This is a genomic window from Streptomyces sp. NPDC044063 (assembly GCF_056434285.1).
Genome location: NZ_JBWKFM010000037.1, coordinates 1 through 15,111 on the forward strand (window position 1 = coordinate 1; position 15,111 = coordinate 15,111).

General features: G+C 71.2%; 17 protein-coding genes. 5 read left to right on the forward strand and 12 right to left on the reverse strand.

Going from position 1 to position 15,111, the window contains the following annotated elements; genetic code table 11:
* Window positions 1-308 precede the first annotated feature (308 nt).
* The gene (locus AC07BS_RS30980; protein ID WP_478935163.1) at window positions 309-956 is read right to left on the reverse strand and encodes a DNA-3-methyladenine glycosylase; all 648 of its coding nucleotides are present in this window, start codon (window positions 954-956) and stop codon (window positions 309-311) included.
* 61 nt (window positions 957-1,017) lie between these two features.
* On the opposite strand from AC07BS_RS30980, the gene AC07BS_RS30985 reads away from it, so the two are divergent.
* Entirely contained in the window at window positions 1,018-1,800 is a 783-nt protein-coding gene (locus AC07BS_RS30985; RefSeq protein WP_478648729.1) for a sporulation protein, read from the forward strand.
* Between the two features lie 61 nt (window positions 1,801-1,861).
* On the opposite strand, the gene AC07BS_RS30990 is transcribed toward AC07BS_RS30985, so the two are convergent.
* Window positions 1,862-2,290 carry a barstar family protein gene (locus tag AC07BS_RS30990; protein ID WP_478648726.1) on the reverse strand — a complete coding sequence of 143 codons (429 nt, stop codon included), beginning with the start codon at window positions 2,288-2,290 and terminating at the stop codon, window positions 1,862-1,864.
* Complete coding sequence (locus AC07BS_RS30995) at window positions 2,287-2,709, reverse strand: guanyl-specific ribonuclease (protein WP_478648723.1); 423 nt, start codon at window positions 2,707-2,709, stop codon at window positions 2,287-2,289. The genes AC07BS_RS30990 and AC07BS_RS30995 overlap by 4 nt, the downstream gene beginning before the upstream one ends.
* 137 nt (window positions 2,710-2,846) lie before the next feature.
* Between AC07BS_RS30995 and AC07BS_RS31000 the strand changes: the two genes are divergently transcribed.
* On the forward strand, window positions 2,847-3,386 hold the full coding sequence (locus tag AC07BS_RS31000) for a YbhB/YbcL family Raf kinase inhibitor-like protein (protein WP_478648721.1): 540 nt from the start codon (window positions 2,847-2,849) through the stop codon (window positions 3,384-3,386).
* Window positions 3,387-3,677: 291 nt separating this feature from the next.
* On the opposite strand, the gene AC07BS_RS31005 is transcribed toward AC07BS_RS31000, so the two are convergent.
* From AC07BS_RS31005 to AC07BS_RS31020, 4 genes are all read right to left on the reverse strand, one after another.
* Entirely contained in the window at window positions 3,678-4,445 is a 768-nt protein-coding gene (locus AC07BS_RS31005) for a sulfite exporter TauE/SafE family protein (protein ID WP_478935164.1), read from the reverse strand.
* A gap of 107 nt (window positions 4,446-4,552) precedes the next feature.
* Window positions 4,553-5,506, reverse strand: a complete 954-nt coding sequence (locus tag AC07BS_RS31010) for an SPFH domain-containing protein (RefSeq protein WP_478648716.1) — start codon at window positions 5,504-5,506, stop codon at window positions 4,553-4,555.
* 163 nt (window positions 5,507-5,669) lie between these two features.
* Window positions 5,670-6,092, reverse strand: a complete 423-nt coding sequence (locus AC07BS_RS31015) for an NfeD family protein (protein ID WP_478935165.1) — start codon at window positions 6,090-6,092, stop codon at window positions 5,670-5,672.
* A 70-nt stretch (window positions 6,093-6,162) separates the two neighbouring features.
* Window positions 6,163-6,972, reverse strand: a complete 810-nt coding sequence (locus AC07BS_RS31020) for an ABC transporter ATP-binding protein (protein ID WP_478648712.1) — start codon at window positions 6,970-6,972, stop codon at window positions 6,163-6,165.
* 90 nt (window positions 6,973-7,062) lie between these two features.
* On the opposite strand from AC07BS_RS31020, the gene AC07BS_RS31025 reads away from it, so the two are divergent.
* Window positions 7,063-7,869, forward strand: a complete 807-nt coding sequence (locus AC07BS_RS31025; RefSeq protein WP_478935166.1) for a hypothetical protein — start codon at window positions 7,063-7,065, stop codon at window positions 7,867-7,869.
* 101 nt (window positions 7,870-7,970) lie between these two features.
* Here the strand turns inward: AC07BS_RS31025 and AC07BS_RS31030 are convergent, their stop codons facing one another.
* The 4 genes from AC07BS_RS31030 to AC07BS_RS31045 all read right to left on the reverse strand — a co-directional run bounded on the left by AC07BS_RS31030 (window position 7,971) and on the right by AC07BS_RS31045 (window position 10,789).
* Complete coding sequence (locus AC07BS_RS31030) at window positions 7,971-8,324, reverse strand: chaplin (protein ID WP_478935167.1); 354 nt, start codon at window positions 8,322-8,324, stop codon at window positions 7,971-7,973.
* A 190-nt stretch (window positions 8,325-8,514) separates the two neighbouring features.
* A complete protein-coding gene (locus tag AC07BS_RS31035) occupies window positions 8,515-8,754 on the reverse strand; it encodes a chaplin (RefSeq protein ID WP_478648704.1) in 240 nt (79 codons plus the stop codon).
* A gap of 216 nt (window positions 8,755-8,970) precedes the next feature.
* Entirely contained in the window at window positions 8,971-9,651 is a 681-nt protein-coding gene (locus AC07BS_RS31040; protein ID WP_478935168.1) for a response regulator, read from the reverse strand.
* Entirely contained in the window at window positions 9,644-10,789 is a 1,146-nt protein-coding gene (locus AC07BS_RS31045; RefSeq protein ID WP_478648699.1) for a GAF domain-containing sensor histidine kinase, read from the reverse strand. Before AC07BS_RS31045 ends, AC07BS_RS31040 begins: the two co-directional genes overlap by 8 nt.
* Window positions 10,790-10,890: 101 nt before the next feature.
* On the opposite strand from AC07BS_RS31045, the gene AC07BS_RS31050 reads away from it, so the two are divergent.
* Both AC07BS_RS31050 and AC07BS_RS31055 read left to right on the forward strand, forming a co-directional pair.
* Window positions 10,891-11,589, forward strand: a complete 699-nt coding sequence (locus AC07BS_RS31050; RefSeq protein WP_478935169.1) for a nitroreductase family protein — start codon at window positions 10,891-10,893, stop codon at window positions 11,587-11,589.
* A gap of 356 nt (window positions 11,590-11,945) precedes the next feature.
* Window positions 11,946-12,668 carry a transglycosylase SLT domain-containing protein gene (locus AC07BS_RS31055; protein ID WP_478648693.1) on the forward strand — a complete coding sequence of 241 codons (723 nt, stop codon included), beginning with the start codon at window positions 11,946-11,948 and terminating at the stop codon, window positions 12,666-12,668.
* A gap of 84 nt (window positions 12,669-12,752) precedes the next feature.
* Here AC07BS_RS31055 and AC07BS_RS31060 read toward each other — a convergent pair whose 3' ends face one another.
* Window positions 12,753-14,972: an ABC transporter ATP-binding protein/permease gene (locus AC07BS_RS31060; RefSeq protein ID WP_478935170.1), complete on the reverse strand. Its 2,220-nt coding sequence runs from the start codon at window positions 14,970-14,972 to the stop codon at window positions 12,753-12,755.
* Window positions 14,973-15,111: the final 139 nt, after the last annotated feature.

Sequence of the window (15,111 nt, forward strand, 5' to 3'; positions counted from 1 at the left end):
TTGTTTCCAACCTTACCAGATCCGTTTTCCGTTCCGTTTCCGGTTCGGATTCCTTTTCTGGCCCCCTGCTGGAGCGGGGCTGCCTTTCGGCGTGACCACTACGTTAGCGGATTTCCCTTGCGGCTCCTAATCGAGCCTTCGTCATCTATTTCGGCGCACCGAAATAGATCCCGAATCCGGGGATGTCCTCGCTGTGGTGGTGGTCGCCGCCCAGCGGTCCGCGCTGATAGCGCGGCTCCGTCTCAAGCGGCTTGCCTACGTTAGGCCCTCCGTCCACGAGAGTCAAGCACCGTCGCCCGTGTGCCCGCTCACCTGCTCCGACTCCGGTCGCGGGGCACGTGGGCGCGGTACGGGCTGACCGTGGGGTCGCCGTCCGCCCAGAAGCGCCAGGGGTGGGTGGCGCCCTCGCCGCCGACGCCCGTACGCGGTCCGTTGCGCACCTGGTCCGGTGTGACGGGGTGGCCCTGGAGGACGGAGAGGGGGGCGCCGGGGCCGGCGCACAGGTCCGTGCCGTTCAGGGAGCGGTCGACGTCGAGTGCCGTCGCGAGGCGGGCGGGGCCCTGGGCGAGCTCGCGGTCGCGGCGGGCCTTGGGGCGGCGGGCCCGGGCCAGGTCGGCGCCCTCGAGGATCTCGCCGGCGCGGAGGAGGACGCCGCTGGCGGTGCCCTCGGGGCCGCACACCAGGTTCAGGCTGAACCACATTCCGTAGATGAAGTAGACGTACGCGTGCCCGGGCGGGCCGAACATCGACGCGTTGCGCTCCGTGCGACCGCGGTAGGCGTGCGAGCCGGGGTCGGACTCCCCCGCGTATGCCTCCACCTCCGTGATGCGGAGTTCGATCGACCCCTCGGGGCTCGTACGGACGAGGGTGCGACCGAGGAGGTCGGGGGCGACCTCCAGCACGGGACGGTCGAAGAACCCTCGGGCGAGTGGCATACGGTCAGGCGCGGCGATCATGCCGGTCGAGCGTAGTGGAAGGGCCCGGGTCAGGTACCGGGTCCGGGGAGGTTGATCAGCGATGGTGTTCAAGAAGCTCATGGCGAGCCTGGGCGCGGGCGGCGCGTCGGTCGAGACGGTGCTCTTCGAGGAGAACGTCGTCCCGGGCGGTGTGGTGCACGGGGAGGTGCGCATCCAGGGCGGCAGCGTGCCGCAGCGGATCGAGGGGCTCTCGGTGGGGCTCCAGGCGCGGGTCGAGGTGGAGGGGAACGACGGCGAGTACAAGCAGGACGTCGAGTTCACCCGGGTGAAGCTGGGCGGCGAGTTCGAGGTGCAGGCCGGGGCGGTGCACGTGGTGCCGTTCGGGCTGGAGATCCCCTGGGAGACGCCGATCACGATGTTCATGGGCCGCCACCTGACGGGCATGAACGTGGGGGTCACGACGCACCTGGCGATCGCCCGCGCGGTGGACTCGGGCGACCTCGATCCGGTGAATGTCCACCCGCTGCCGGCGCAGCAGGCGATCCTCGACGCGTTCGGCCGGCTGGGCTTCGCCTTCAAGGCGGCGGATCTGGAGCGCGGCCACATCAGCGGGACCCGGCAGCGGCTGCCGTTCTACCAGGAGATCGAGTTCCACGCGCCGTCGCAGTACCGGGGGCTGAACGAGGTCGAGCTGTCGTTCGTCGCCGACGACCGGCAGATGGACGTCGTCCTGGAGATGGACAAGAAGCCGGGGCTGTTCACCTCGGGCAGCGACACGTACCGGTCGTTCACGGTCGATCTCCAGACGTTCGGGGAGACGGACTGGGCCGCTTACCTGAACCAGTGGCTGGCGGAGGTCGGCGGCCAGCGCAACTGGTTCTGACGCGACGCGGGCCGGGACGCGGGCCGGGGCGCGGGGAGTGCCTCGCGTCCCGGCCGCGGGGTCAGCCGAGCAGGACCACGAGCGGTGATTCGGTGGTCGCCCAGTAGGCGGCCGCGTCGTCGAGGACGGCCCGGGCCGTTCGGGCGTCGGCGGGTGCGGCCTCGGTGAAGGCCTCCCACTCCTCGGCGACGATCAGGTGGCCGCGGAACTTGCCCGATCCCCACCAGGACAGGTCGGTGAGGCAGTCGGCCAGCGCGTCCCAGTTGTGGCCGAACCAGTCGGGGAATTCCAGGTCGGTCGCGCACCGGTCGAGGAAGGAGGCCTTGTCGTGGACTCCGGCGAGCCGGAGCCGGGCGCCCCGCCAGTCGGCCTCGGCGGCGAGGGCGACGACGTCGGCGGGGGTGTCGGCGGGGGGCAGCCGGTAGACGCCGGGGGGCGTGGAGCCGGTGAGGACGCCGGGGAGGCCGGGGGCGGGCAGCGGGCCGGTCATGGTTGCACCACCGCTTCGAAGGTTTTGTAGTGGTCGCCGGTGTAGTAGCGCTCGGCGTGGTCGCCGGTGATGATGCGCCGGGCGCCGCGGTTGCGGGCTCCGGGGGTGGGGACGGTGTACTCGTGGTAGTAGCCGCGGGCCTGTCGCGGGAGCCGGTTCTCGTAGTTGCCGAAGACGGTGCCGTCCTTGTCGTACGGGAAGGGTCCGCCCTTGGCGATGAGTTCGAGGGTACGGCGTGCCTCGGGAGGCAGCTTGTCCTCGGTGATGGTCGGCATGCCCTTGGCCCAGGCGGGCGCCGTGCCGGGGGCGGCGGTGCCCGTGGCGGCGGTGCCGGGTCTCTCCGCCTTGTGGCCGCCGGTCGAGCAGGCCGGCAGGAGCAGCAGCGGCAGGGCGGCGAGCAGGGTGGTCAGGGCGCGCATGACGCGTCGTCCGGTGTGCCGGGGTGGGCGAAGTACATGAAGCACCTCCATATGGTCGCAGTCCGGTGTCCGGACGTGTCCCTGTGGCCTCGTTAGGCTGGCGCTTTCACCTGTCCGCTCGTACTGGAGGTGTCCCGGTGTCGGTTCAGAGCAAACCGCCGCTCCCCCACGATTTCTTTCCCCCCGTGCCGTCGTTCACCGTGGTGAGCGACGACGTGGCGCCGGAGGCCCGGCTGAAGGGCGATCAGGTGCTGGCCGACGGCAATGTGTCGCCGCACCTGCGGTGGGAGGGGTTCCCGGAGGGCACCAAGGGCTTCGCCGTGACGTGCTTCGACCCGGACGCGCCGACCGGCAGCGGGTTCTGGCACTGGGTCCTCTTCGACATCCCCGCTGATGTCACCGAGCTGCCCGCGGGGGCGGCCAGCGGTGACATGAAGGGGCTGCCGGCGGGCGCCGTGCATGTGCGCAACGACTACGGGACGCGGGACTTCGGTGGTGCCGCGCCGCCGCCCGGGGACGGCGAGCACCGCTATGTGTTCACCGTGTACGCGGTGGACCGGGAGAAGCTGGGTCCGGACGAGGGCGCCTCGCCGGCGGTGGTGGGTTTCCACCTGCGGTTCCATTCGCTCGCGCGGGCGCAGCTGATCGGCGTGTACGAGGTTCCCGCCGCCGGCTGACGTCCGTACGCCCTGTCAGGCGCGCGTGAGCGTCCGGAAATTCCGTTGCGCCCCGCCGCCCCGGATCGCACAGTGGTGGTGCTTGGCTGACGGCTCGCTTTCGGCCGTCGGGCAGCGGATACCGCAGTGGCGGGGGCGGTGGGGCGCGATCGTGTCCACCGTCTGCCGGAGTCCGGTTCTGTGCCGGGTGGCCGCGTCCGCTGCCGTACGCTCCGGGCCCGTGATCACTACGGGGGAAGGGCCCGGAGCGTGCCCCCCCGTTTCGCCGGGGGCGGCTTCTCTGCCTCTTCTCTACCTCAGCAGCATCTGGACGATCGCGACGGTGCCGACCGCGACGATGAGGCCGCGCAGCGCGGTGGGCGGCAGGCGGCGGCCGACCTTGGCTCCGATCTGGCCGCCTAGCGCCGATCCGGCGGCGATGAGCAGGACGGCGAGCCAGTCGACGTCGGCGACGAAGACGAAGAAGACCGCGGCGACGCCGTTGACGATGACGGCGAGGACGTTCTTGAGGGCGTTGACGCGCTGGAGCTCGTCATGGAGCAGGATGCCCATGAGGGCGAGGTACATGACGCCCTGGGCCGCGCCGAAGTAGCCGCCGTAGACGCTGGCGAGGAGGAGTCCCGCGAGCAGGGCGGGGCCGCCGTCGGTGGGGGCCTGGGTGCCGTTGCGTTCGCGGCGGCGGGCCAGGGCGCGGGCGAGCCGGGGCTGGAGGACGACCAGGACCAGGGCGAGCGCGATGAGCGCGGGGACGACGGCGTCGAAGGCCTGCGAGGGCAGGGCGAGCAACAGGATGGCGCCGATGAGCCCGCCGACGAGGGCGGTCAGGCCGAGGCGCAGGATGCGGCGTCCCTGGCCGGCGAGTTCTCGGCGGTAGCCGATGGCGCCGCTGATGCTGCCGGGGACGAGGCCGAGGGTGTTGGAGACGTTGGCGGTGATCGGGGGGAGCCCGGTGGCGAGGAGCACCGGGAAGGTGATGAGGGTGCCGGAGCCGACGATGGTGTTGATGGTGCCGGCTCCTATGCCGGCGGCGAGGACCGCGAGTGCTTCCCAGATGGACAAGGCCATCTCCTTACGTAGGGTGTCGCCTCCCCGCCGTTGGAGGTCGGGGGGCCGCACCGATCATGCAGGAGAGGCTGGTGCCCAGTACAGGAGCGCCCGTGGATCGGTCAGTCGATCGGGGGCTGCTCGCGGCGGGGGCGGGCGGGCTCCTTGGTGGTGCGCGGGCCGCTGCCGCCGCCGGGGTTCATGGGGCCGAGGTTGCCGACGGCTCCGCTGAGGCCCTTGAGGGCGTCGCCGATCTCGCTGGGCACGATCCAGAGCTTGTTGGCGTCGCCCTCGGCGATCTTGGGGAGCATCTGGAGGTACTGGTAGGCGAGCAGCTTCTCGTCGGCGTCGCCGGCGTGGATGGACTCGAAGACGGTGCGGATGGCCTGGGCCTCGCCCTCGGCACGCAGGGCGGCGGCGCGGGCCTCGCCCTCGGCGCGCAGGATGGCGGACTGCTTCTCGCCCTCGGCCGTGAGGATCTGGGACTGCCGGATGCCCTCGGCGGTGAGGATGGCGGCGCGCTTGTCCCGGTCGGCGCGCATCTGCTTCTCCATCGAGTCCTGGATGGAGGTGGGGGGCTCGATGGCCTTGAGCTCGACGCGGTTGACGCGGATGCCCCACTTGCCCGTCGCCTCGTCGAGGACGCCGCGCAGGGCGGCGTTGATCTCCTCGCGGGAGGTGAGGGTCCGCTCCAGGTCCATGCCGCCGATGATGTTGCGGAGGGTGGTGACGGTGAGCTGCTCGATGGCCTGGATGAAGCTGGAGACCTCGTAGGTGGCGGCCCGGGCGTCGGTGACCTGGTAGTAGATGACCGTGTCGATGTTGACGACCAGGTTGTCCTGGGTGATCACCGGCTGCGGCGGGAACGGGACGACCTGTTCGCGGAGGTCGATCCGGTTGCGGATGGAGTCGATGAACGGGACGACGATGTTCAGGCCCGCGTTGAGGGTGCGGGTGTAGCGGCCGAAGCGCTCGACGATGGCGGCGCTGGCCTGTGGGATGACCTGCACCGTCTTCATGAGGGCGATGAAGACGAGCACCACCAGGATGATCAGGACGATGATGATCGGTTCCATCGTGGCTCCAGCTCCCCGTGCCTGTGTCGTTGCCTGTGACCGTTGTCTGTCGTGTGCGACTTGATCAGAGTCTTTCAGAACACGGTGCCGCCGTGCAGGCGTTGGGCACAGGTCGTCCGTAAGCGGCTGTTCGACTGCGCGTCACATGGGGCGTCACGCCGGGTCACATCACCACGGCCGTGGCGCCGTCGATCTCGACGACGTCGACCTGCTCCCCCACCTCGTGGGTGCGGCCGGGGTCGAGGGAGCGGGCGGACCAGATCTCGCCGGCCAGCTTGATCCGGCCGCCGCCGCCGTCGACGCGCTCCAGGACGACGGCCTGACGGCCCTTCAGCGCCTCGATGCCGGACATCAGCTCCGGGCGGCGGGAGCGCTGCCGGTTGGCGATGGGGCGTACGACGGCGATGAGGGCCACCGAGACGGCGGCGAAGACCACGAACTGCGCCACGGTGCCGCCGCCGAGGGCGTCGGTGACGGCGGCGGCGACGGCTCCGACCGCGAGCATGCCGAACTCCGGCATCGCGGTGACGACCAGCGGAATGCCCAGCCCGACGGCGGCCACGAGCCACCATGCCCAAGTGTCCACATGGTCATGGTAGGGGCGCGGGGCGCGCGGGGGACAGGGCGCGGGGGCGCCCGGCGGGTGCCGGCCCCGGTCAGGTCATCGGCAGGCCCTGGGCCGTCCAGCGGTCGCCGCGCTGCTCGACGACCAGCGGCAGGCCGAAGCAGTGGGAGAGGTTGCGGGAGGTGAGCTCGAGCTCGATGGGGCCGGCGGCGAGCACCTTGCCCTGGCGGATCATCAGGACGTGGGTGAAGCCGGGGGCGATCTCCTCGACGTGGTGGGTGACCATGACCATCGAGGGGGCGAGGGGGTCGCGGGCGAGCCGGCCGAGGCGGCGGACGAGGTCCTCGCGGCCGCCGAGGTCGAGGCCGGCGGCGGGCTCGTCGAGCATGAGCAGCTCGGGGTCGGTCATCATCGCGCGGGCGATGAGGGTGCGCTTGCGCTCGCCCTCGGAGAGGGTGCCGAACTTCCGGTCCAGGTGGTCGGTCATGCCGAGCACGTCGAGGAAGGCGCGGGCGCGGCGCTCGTCGACCTCCTCGTAGCTCTCCTGCCAGTGGGCGGTCATGCCGTAGGCGGCGGTGAGCACGGTCTGCAGGACGGTCTGGCTGCGGGGCAGCTTGTCGGCGAGGGCGATGCCGGCCATGCCGATGCGGGGGCGGAGCTCGAAGACGTCGACCGAGCCGAGCTTCTCACCGAGGATCCGGGCGGTGCCCTTGGTGGGGAAGAGGTAGCTGGAGGCGACATTGAGGAGGGTGGTCTTGCCGGCACCGTTGGGGCCGAGGATCACCCAGCGCTCGCCCTCCTTGACCGACCAGGAGACCTGGTCCACCAGAGCCCGGCCCTCGCGGACCACGGATACGTCCACCAGTTCCAGCACATCGCTCATGAGCGCGTTGTCTCCCATTGCAGTCGCTTGTCGCTTGCGCCCGGCGGCGCAGTCCCCAAGGAAAACCTACGCCACCCGTCGGCGATGGCAGTCCCTAGGCTGGGGGCCATGCTCGACGAACCTCGCTCAGGACGGCTCACCGCATGGGGAAATGCCCTGCTTGCCGGATTTGCCGCACCGGATGACGCGGCCCATCACATCACCGGACGTGACGCGGTCCACCGTGTCGCCGGCCTGCCCGGCGAGTCCGGGCCCATCGGCCTCACCCTGGCCCTGGGGCGGCTGCGCGCCCTCGGCGCCACGGGCCTGCGCCTGGCGCTGCCCGCGCCCGGCCACCCGCTGGGGCTGAGCGGACCGCCGGAGTTCAACGCCCGCGCCCTCGAGGCCGGGGAGGCCGTCGTCGCCTCGGGCGTGGCGCTGGGGCTCGTCCCGGAGGTGACCGAGGCCGGGCCCGTCGGCGACGTCCACGTGGAGGTCCTCTGGCACTGCCTGCCCGTCCGGGAGGCGCCGCCCGCCGACGTGCCGTCGCTGGCGGAGGCCGAGCGGGAGCTGGCCGAGGCGCTGCGCGACGCGACCGAGGTGCTCACCCGGCTGGACGTGGCGGGCTCGGGCCCGGTGGCGCGGGCCGCGCTGGAGGCCTACCGGGCCCGGGCCGGCAGCGGCCGCGAGGTGCTGGCGCCGGGGTACCCGCCGCGCGCGGTACGGGTGCTGGAGCTGGCCCAGCGGGTGGGCGCGCTGATCGCCATCGCCTGCGAGGCGGGCGACAGCGGGGGCCGGGAGCACGGCGGCGCGGTGAGCGCGTCGGAGATCGCGGCGCGGGCGACGGCGCTGCGGCCGGTGGAGCGTACGGCCCGGCGCGCCCAGGTGGCCGCGTACAACGCACCGGTGGAGGAAAGGGAGCGGCGGCGCGGCTGAGCGCCGCCCGCCCATCACGACACGGGAAGGCCCCGCGGAATGCGTCCGCGGGGCCTTCCCGCTGTGCGCCCGCGCGTCCCGCCGGGGACGCGCGACCGGTCCTAGTGACCGCCCTCGTGGTGGTCGTGGTGGTGACCGCCGTCGTGGTGGCTGCTGTGGTGGCTGTGGTGCTCCTCGAAGTGGTGGTGCTCGGAGATGTCGCCGTTGATGCAGGTGTTGCCGAACGTCGGGTTGAGCAGGCCGACGATGTCGATGCTGTTGCCGCAGAGGTTGATCGGGATGTCGATCGGGATCTGGATGACGTTGCCTGAGACGACACCCGGGGAGCCCTTCGCGACACCGGAGGCCAGGGCCCCGCCGAAGCCGTCATCGCTCGCCAGGGCGGGCACCACGGACGCGCCCAGGGCGACGCCTGCGGCGGCCAGAGCGAGGGCGGCCTTCTTGGCACTGTTCATGAGGTGGTCTTCCTTTGAGATGACTGACCTTGTCGGTCCCTGCCCAGGGACCGTGTCCTGATGAACGCCAATGCACCGCCGATGGCACGGCCATCGGCGGTGTTTGCCCTCGTTCGGACGATTGATCACCCCTCGGATGTCGGCTCCACCGGAGCGGAGCCGACCGGATCCCGGGGCGGGATCGATCCGATCAGTGGTTGACGCAGGTGTTGCCGAGCGCGGAGTTGAGGGCGCCGACCACGGTGATGGTGTTGCCGCAGACGTTCACGGGGACGTCCACGGGGACCTGGATGACGTTGCCCGCCACGACGCCCGGGGAGCCCTTGGCCTCACCCTCCGCCTGGGGGTGCGCGGAGGCGACACCGGCACCGGCGAGGGCCAGACCGCCGACGGCGAGGGTGACGGCAGCGGCCTTCTTCATGTTCTTCACTCTTCCTGTGACCTTCCTGAGAGTCTTTCCGGAGCGTCGCCACGGCCAGCCGCCGCGGTTACGCCATGGAAAACGGGCCAGGGTCATTCGGGTTGCGTCGCCGGACGTCTAATCACACGACCGCATGAATCGCTGATCGGAACGTGACGCCGGACCACGTACGGACACACCCGAACGGCCCCGCCACCGGTCTCCCCGGCTCCGCGTCGTCCCAGTTCAGGCCCCGATGCCGTGCCGGACGGCCCACAGCGCCGCCTGTGTCCTGTCGGCGAGATCGAGCTTCATCAGGATGTTCGAGACATGCGTCTTGACGGTCTTCTCGGACAGCACGAGCGCCCGGGCGATCTCCCGGTTGGAGCGGCCGTCCGCGATCAGGGCGAGCACCTCGCGTTCCCGCTCGGTGAGCGTGCCGCCCCGGCCCTGCCCGCCGCCGCCCGTCTCCTCCTGGGAGAGCAGGGCGCCGGCCACCTCGGGCTGCAGCAGGACGTGCCCGGCGTGCACGGACCGGATGGCGCCGGCCAGGGCGTCGGGGTCCACGTCCTTGTAGACGTAGCCGGCCGCGCCGGCGCGCAGCGCGGGGACGACGGTCCGCTGCTCGGTGAAGCTGGTGACGATGAGCACCCTGGCGGGGTTCTCCAGCTCCCGCAGCCTGCGCAGGGCCTCGATGCCGTCCGTCCCGGGCATCTTCACGTCCATGAGGACGACGTCCGGGCGCAGCTCCTCGGCGCGCTCGACGCCCTCGGCGCCGTCCGCGGCCTCCCCCACGACCTCTATGTCGTCCTGGACCTCCAGGAAGGTGCGGAGCCCGCGCCGGACGACCTGGTGGTCGTCGACCAGGAGCACCCTGATCGTCCGCCGGTCGGTGTTCCGCGCGTCACCCGTGGGCCGCTCAGCCACCGGGCACCTCCATCTCGATCGTGGTGCCCTCACCGGGCTCCGATTCCACGGACAGCCTGCCGCCGACCCCGTCCGCGCGGTCGCGCATGGACACCAGGCCCAGGTGCCGGCCGGCCCGGCGGACGGTCGAGGGGTCGAAGCCCCGCCCGTCGTCGCCGACCCGCAGGACGGCGCCGTGGCCCGCGCGGGTCAGGGTGACCGCCACGGTGGTGGCGCCGGAGTGGCGCAGGGCGTTGTGGAGGGCCTCCTGCGCCACGCGCAGCAGGGCCTCCTCCTGGGCGGCGGGCAGCGCCCGTACGCCCTGGGTGGCGAAGGTGACGCGGGCCGCGTGGGCCCGGTCGAGGACCTTGACGTGGGTGCGCAGGGTGGCGACGAGCCCGTCCTCGTCGAGGCCGGCCGGGCGCAGTTCGACGACGGCGGCGCGCAGCTCGTCGGCGGCCTCGGCGGCGAGGCGGGCGACCTGGTGGAGTTCGCCCTTGGCGCGGACGGGGTCGCGGTCGACCAGGGCGGTGGCGGCCTGGGCGGTGAGCCGGAGGGAGAAGAGCTTCTGGGAGACGGCGTCGTGGAGCTCGTGGGCGAGGCGGGCCCGCTCGCCGGCGATGGTCAGCTCGCGGCTGCGCTCGTAGAGCCGGGCGTTGGTGAGGGCGATGGCGGCGTGCTGGGCGAGGACGCCCAGGAGCTGCTCGTCCTCGGCGGTGAAGCCGCAGCCGCCGGCGGGCTTGGGGCATCTCTTGTTGGCGAGGAAGAGGGCGCCGAGGATCTCCTCGCCGTCGGCGACCGGCATGCCGAGGAAGTCGCTCATGTCGGGGTGGGCGTCGGGCCAGCCCTCGAAGCGGGGGTCCTGGCGGACGTCGGCGAGCCGCTGCGGGGTGGCCTCCTGGAGCATGGCGGCGAGGATGCCGTGCTGGCGGGGCAGCGGCCCGATGGCCTTCCACTCCTCGTCGCTGATGCCGTCGACGACGAACTGGGCGAAGCCTCCGTGGTCGTCGGGGACGCCCAGGGCGGCGTACTCGGCGTCCAGGAGCTCGCGGGCGGAGACGACGATCGTCTTGAGGACGTCGCGGACCTCCAGGTGGCGGCTCATGGCGAGCAGTGCGGTGCTCACGGCCGTGAGGCCGGAGCGGGGGCCGTTGGTCATGGATCAACCGTATCCAGCGTGGCGCGCGCGAGGATCGGGCGCGGGACGGCCGGGCCTGCGACCTGGGGCGTAGGTCCGGGGTCCGGGGGCAGACTCCTGACATGTCTGTACCAATACGGTGGACGCCCACCCATGGCCTGCCCTACCGGTCCGTGCCGTACGAGCCCTCCCGGATGCCCGAGGAGGAGTCGCTGGCCAGGGCCGCGGAGCTGCGGGAGCTCATGGGGCGGCGGCGGACGGTGCGACGGTTCTCCCCCGATCCGGTGCCGGAGCGGGTGGTGCGGGACGCGATCGCGTGTGCCGCCACGGCGCCGTCCGGGGCGCACCAGCAGCCGTGGACGTTCGTCCTGGTCAAGGACGCGCGGGTGCGGCGGAGCATCCGGGAGGCGGCCGAGGAGGAGGAGCGCCGCTCCTACGCGGGCCGGCTGGGCGAGGAGTGGCTGGCGGCGCTGCGGCCGCTGGGGACGGACGAGGTCAAGGCGCACCTGACGGACGCGCCCGCGCTGATCGTGGTGTTCCAGCAGCGCTACTGGCTGGGCCCGGACGGCGAGCGGCGCAAGCACTACTACGTGGACGAATCGGTGGGCATCGCGGTGGGGATGCTGCTCTCCGCGCTGCATCTGTCGGGGCTGGCGGCGCTGGTGCACACGCCGAGTCCGATGCGGTTCCTGTCCGAGGTGCTGGGGCGGCCGGTGAACGAGAAGGCGTTCGCGGTGATCCCCGTGGGGTATCCGGCGAAGGACTGCCGGGTGCCGGATCTGGTACGGAAGACCCTGGACCAGGTCCTGGTGGAGATCTGAGCCACGCGGGAAGCGTTTTTGATCGCAAACATTCCGCGTTCGCTCCACCACGCGGAGTGAGAGGTTGCCCGGCCCGATGTGACCCCCCTCATGGGACGCAGGTCACGTACGAAGCTGCCTAGTGGAGGGGTAAAGCGGTCATAAGCACCGCCCCGAGCAGGAGCCGAGCCGTTTTGCCGGGTCCTTGGTCCCACCCGTCGCAACGAAGCGGGGTAGTAGGTCACACCTTTGCCACACCTTTTTGCAGCCGCTAAGAATTTGCCACGTCGCACGGCGCCGTCGATCGAGACACGGCGCTCCCACCGCGCCGATCCGGGCCCGATGCGACTCACGCGACTGGAAGAGGACAGCTCAGCATGCGCTCCCCCATCTCTGGCTATACCCGTCTGACCAAGGCCCACAAGTTCTCCGCGGCCGGCATCGCCGCGGCCGGCGTCGCCGCCCTCGTGGCCGTCGCCCTTCCGAACGGCTCCGCCGACGCCGAGCAGTCGGCCGCCGTGAAGCCGGTCGCCTGGAACGCCTCCGCCTTCGGTGAGACGCAGCAGGAGGAGCTGACCAAGCAGTCCGACAACGCCGCCAAGCAGGCGAAGTCCGAGGCCGAGGCCAAGAAGAAGGCCGAGGCGGAGGCCAAGGCGAAGGCCGAGAAGGAGCGCGCGGACAAGGAGCGTGCCGAGAAGGAGGCCGCGAGCCGGTCCGCCGAGCGCAAGCCGGTCCAGGCCGCCCCCGCCGCCCCGGCCGCCCCCGCCAAGAAGACCTACGCCAACAACCTTGACGGCTGGATCAAGGAGGCGCTGGACGTGATGGCCGCCAAGGGCATCCCCGGCACCTACAACGGCATCTACCGCAACATCATGCGGGAGTCGACGGGCAACCCCAACGCCATCAACAACTGGGACTCCAACGCCGCCGCGGGCATCCCGTCCAAGGGCCTGCTCCAGGTGATCGACCCGACCTTCAAGGCGTACCACGTCGACGGCACGTCCTGGAACATCTACGACCCGGTCGCCAACATCACCGCCGCGTGCAACTACGCGTGGAAGACCTACGGCACCATCGACAACGTCAACTCGGCCTACTGACCGAAGCCGGCGTACGACGCCGAAGGGCGGCACCCCGTGCGGGGTGCCGCCCTTCGGCGTTTCGGCGTGCTCGGCGCACATCCGTCACTTGCGCATGACCTCGGGCTCGTGGCGGCGCAGCAGACGGATGACCGCGAAGCCGCACGCGACGCCGATGGCGAGGAGGGCGATCATGTCGATGCCCCACTGGCCGGCGGTGTGCGCCCAGAGCGGGTCGAGGTTCTTCGGGTCGCTCTTGTCCATCGGCGCCATGATGTGCGACAGGTCCAGCGTGGTGCCGGCGCCGGCGATGGCCCAGCGGGCCGGCATCAGCCAGCCGACCTGCTCGACACCGGGCGCGTCGTACAGCTTGAACAGGATGCCGGTGAACACGACCTGGACGATGGCGAACATGACCAGCAGCGGCATGGTCTTCTCGGCGGTCTTCACCAGGGAGGAGATGACCAGGCCGATCATCATGCAGGTGAAGCCCAGGCCGATGATCACAACGCAGAGTTCGACGGCCGGGAACTTCTCCAGGATGAGGCCCTTCTCCGGCAGCTTGCGGACCGAGAAGCCGATGGCGCAGGTGAGGACGCCCTGCACCACGGTGATGAAGCTGAGGACGATCACCTTGGACATCAGGTACGCGGACCGGGACAGGCCGACGGCGCGTTCCCGTTCGTAGATGACCCGTTCCTTGATCAGCTCACGGACCGAGTTGGCGGCGCCGGAGAAGCACATGCCGACCGCGAGGATCAGCATGATCGTGCCGGCGTCCTGGTTGAAGTGGCCCTTGCTCGGCGCGCCGAGACCGAAGTCGGACGGGATGAGGGCGCTCACGCCGCCGAGGACGGCGGGCAGGAGCAGCATCAGGGCCAGGAAGCCGCGGTCCGAGGCGATGACCGAGCAGTAGCGGCGCATCAGCGTCCACAGCTGGGAACCCCAGCTCTGGGGCACCGTCGGACGCACCATCTGCGGCTGGACGTGGACGGACTGCGGGGCGACCGCGTCGATGTCCGCCGCGTACATCTGGTAGTGCTGCGAGCCCTTCCAGCGGCCGGCCCAGTCGTAGTCGCGGTAGTTCTCGAACGCCGAGAAGACGTCGGCCCAGGTCTCGTAGCCGAAGAAGTTGAGCGCCTCCTCCGGGGGGCCGAAGTAGGCGACGGCACCGCCCGGCGCCATGACCAGCAGCTTGTCGCAGAGCGCCAGCTCGGCCACGGAGTGGGTGACCACCAGGACCGTGCGGCCGTCGTCGGCCAGGCCGCGCAGCAGCTGCATGACGTCGCGGTCCATGCCCGGGTCGAGGCCCGACGTGGGCTCGTCCAGGAAGATCAGCGACGGCTTGGTCAGCAGCTCCAGGGCGACCGAGACGCGCTTGCGCTGGCCGCCGGAGAGGGAGGTGACCTTCTTGTCCTTGTGGATGTCGAGCTTGAGCTCGCGCAGCACCTCGTCGATGCGGGCCTCGCGCTCGGAGGCCGCGGTGTCGCCGGGGAAGCGGAGCTTGGCGGCGTAGCGCAGCGCCTTCCGGACGGTGAGCTCCTTGTGGAGGATGTCGTCCTGCGGGACCAGACCGATGCGCTGACGCAGCTCGGCGAACTGCTTGTACAGGTTTCGGTTGTCGTAGAGGACGTCACCCTGGTTGGCGGGCCGGTAGCCGGTGAGCGCCTTGAGGAGGGTGGACTTGCCGGAGCCGGAGGGGCCGATGACGGCGATCAGCGACTTCTCGGGGACGCCGAAGGAGACGTCCTTGAGGATCTGCTTGCCGCCGTCGACCGTCACCGTCAGGTGGCGCGCGGAGAAGGAGACGTCACCGGTGTCGACGAACTCCTCGAGGCGGTCGCCGACGAGCCGGAAGGTGGAGTGACCGACACCGACGATGTCGTTGGGGCCGATGACCTGCTGGCGGACCGGCTGACCGTTGACGTACGTGCCGTTGTGGGAGCCGAGGTCGACGATCTCGAAGCCGCCGGGGGTCGCCCGGAACTCGGCGTGGTGCCGGGAGACCTGGAGGTCGGAGACGACCAGCTCGTTGTCCAGGGCACGACCGATGCGCATCACCCGGCCGACGGCCATCTGGTGGAAGCTGGTCGGGCTGCGGTCGCCGTAGACGGGCGGGGCCCCAGCGCCGCCGGCGGCCGGCTGCGCGGGCTGGGCCTGCTGCGGCACGTACGGCTGCTGCTGCTGGGGCTGCTGCTGCCAGCCCTGCTGCTGCGGGGGCTGCTGGTACTGCTGCTGACCGGGCCAGCCGTGGCCGGCCGGCTGCTGGCCCGGGTGCTGGTACTGCTGCGGGGGCTGGTGGCCGTGCTGCACCGGCGAGGCCATGGCCGTGTGCGCGTTGTACAGGTCGGCGGGGGGGGGGGGGGGGGCGGGGGGGGGGTTTCCCCGGTGCCCGTTCGTTCTTTTTTCGCGTTTTACCCGCACCCCGGGGCCTCCCCTGGTCTCGTTGGTTTTTTTGCCCTTT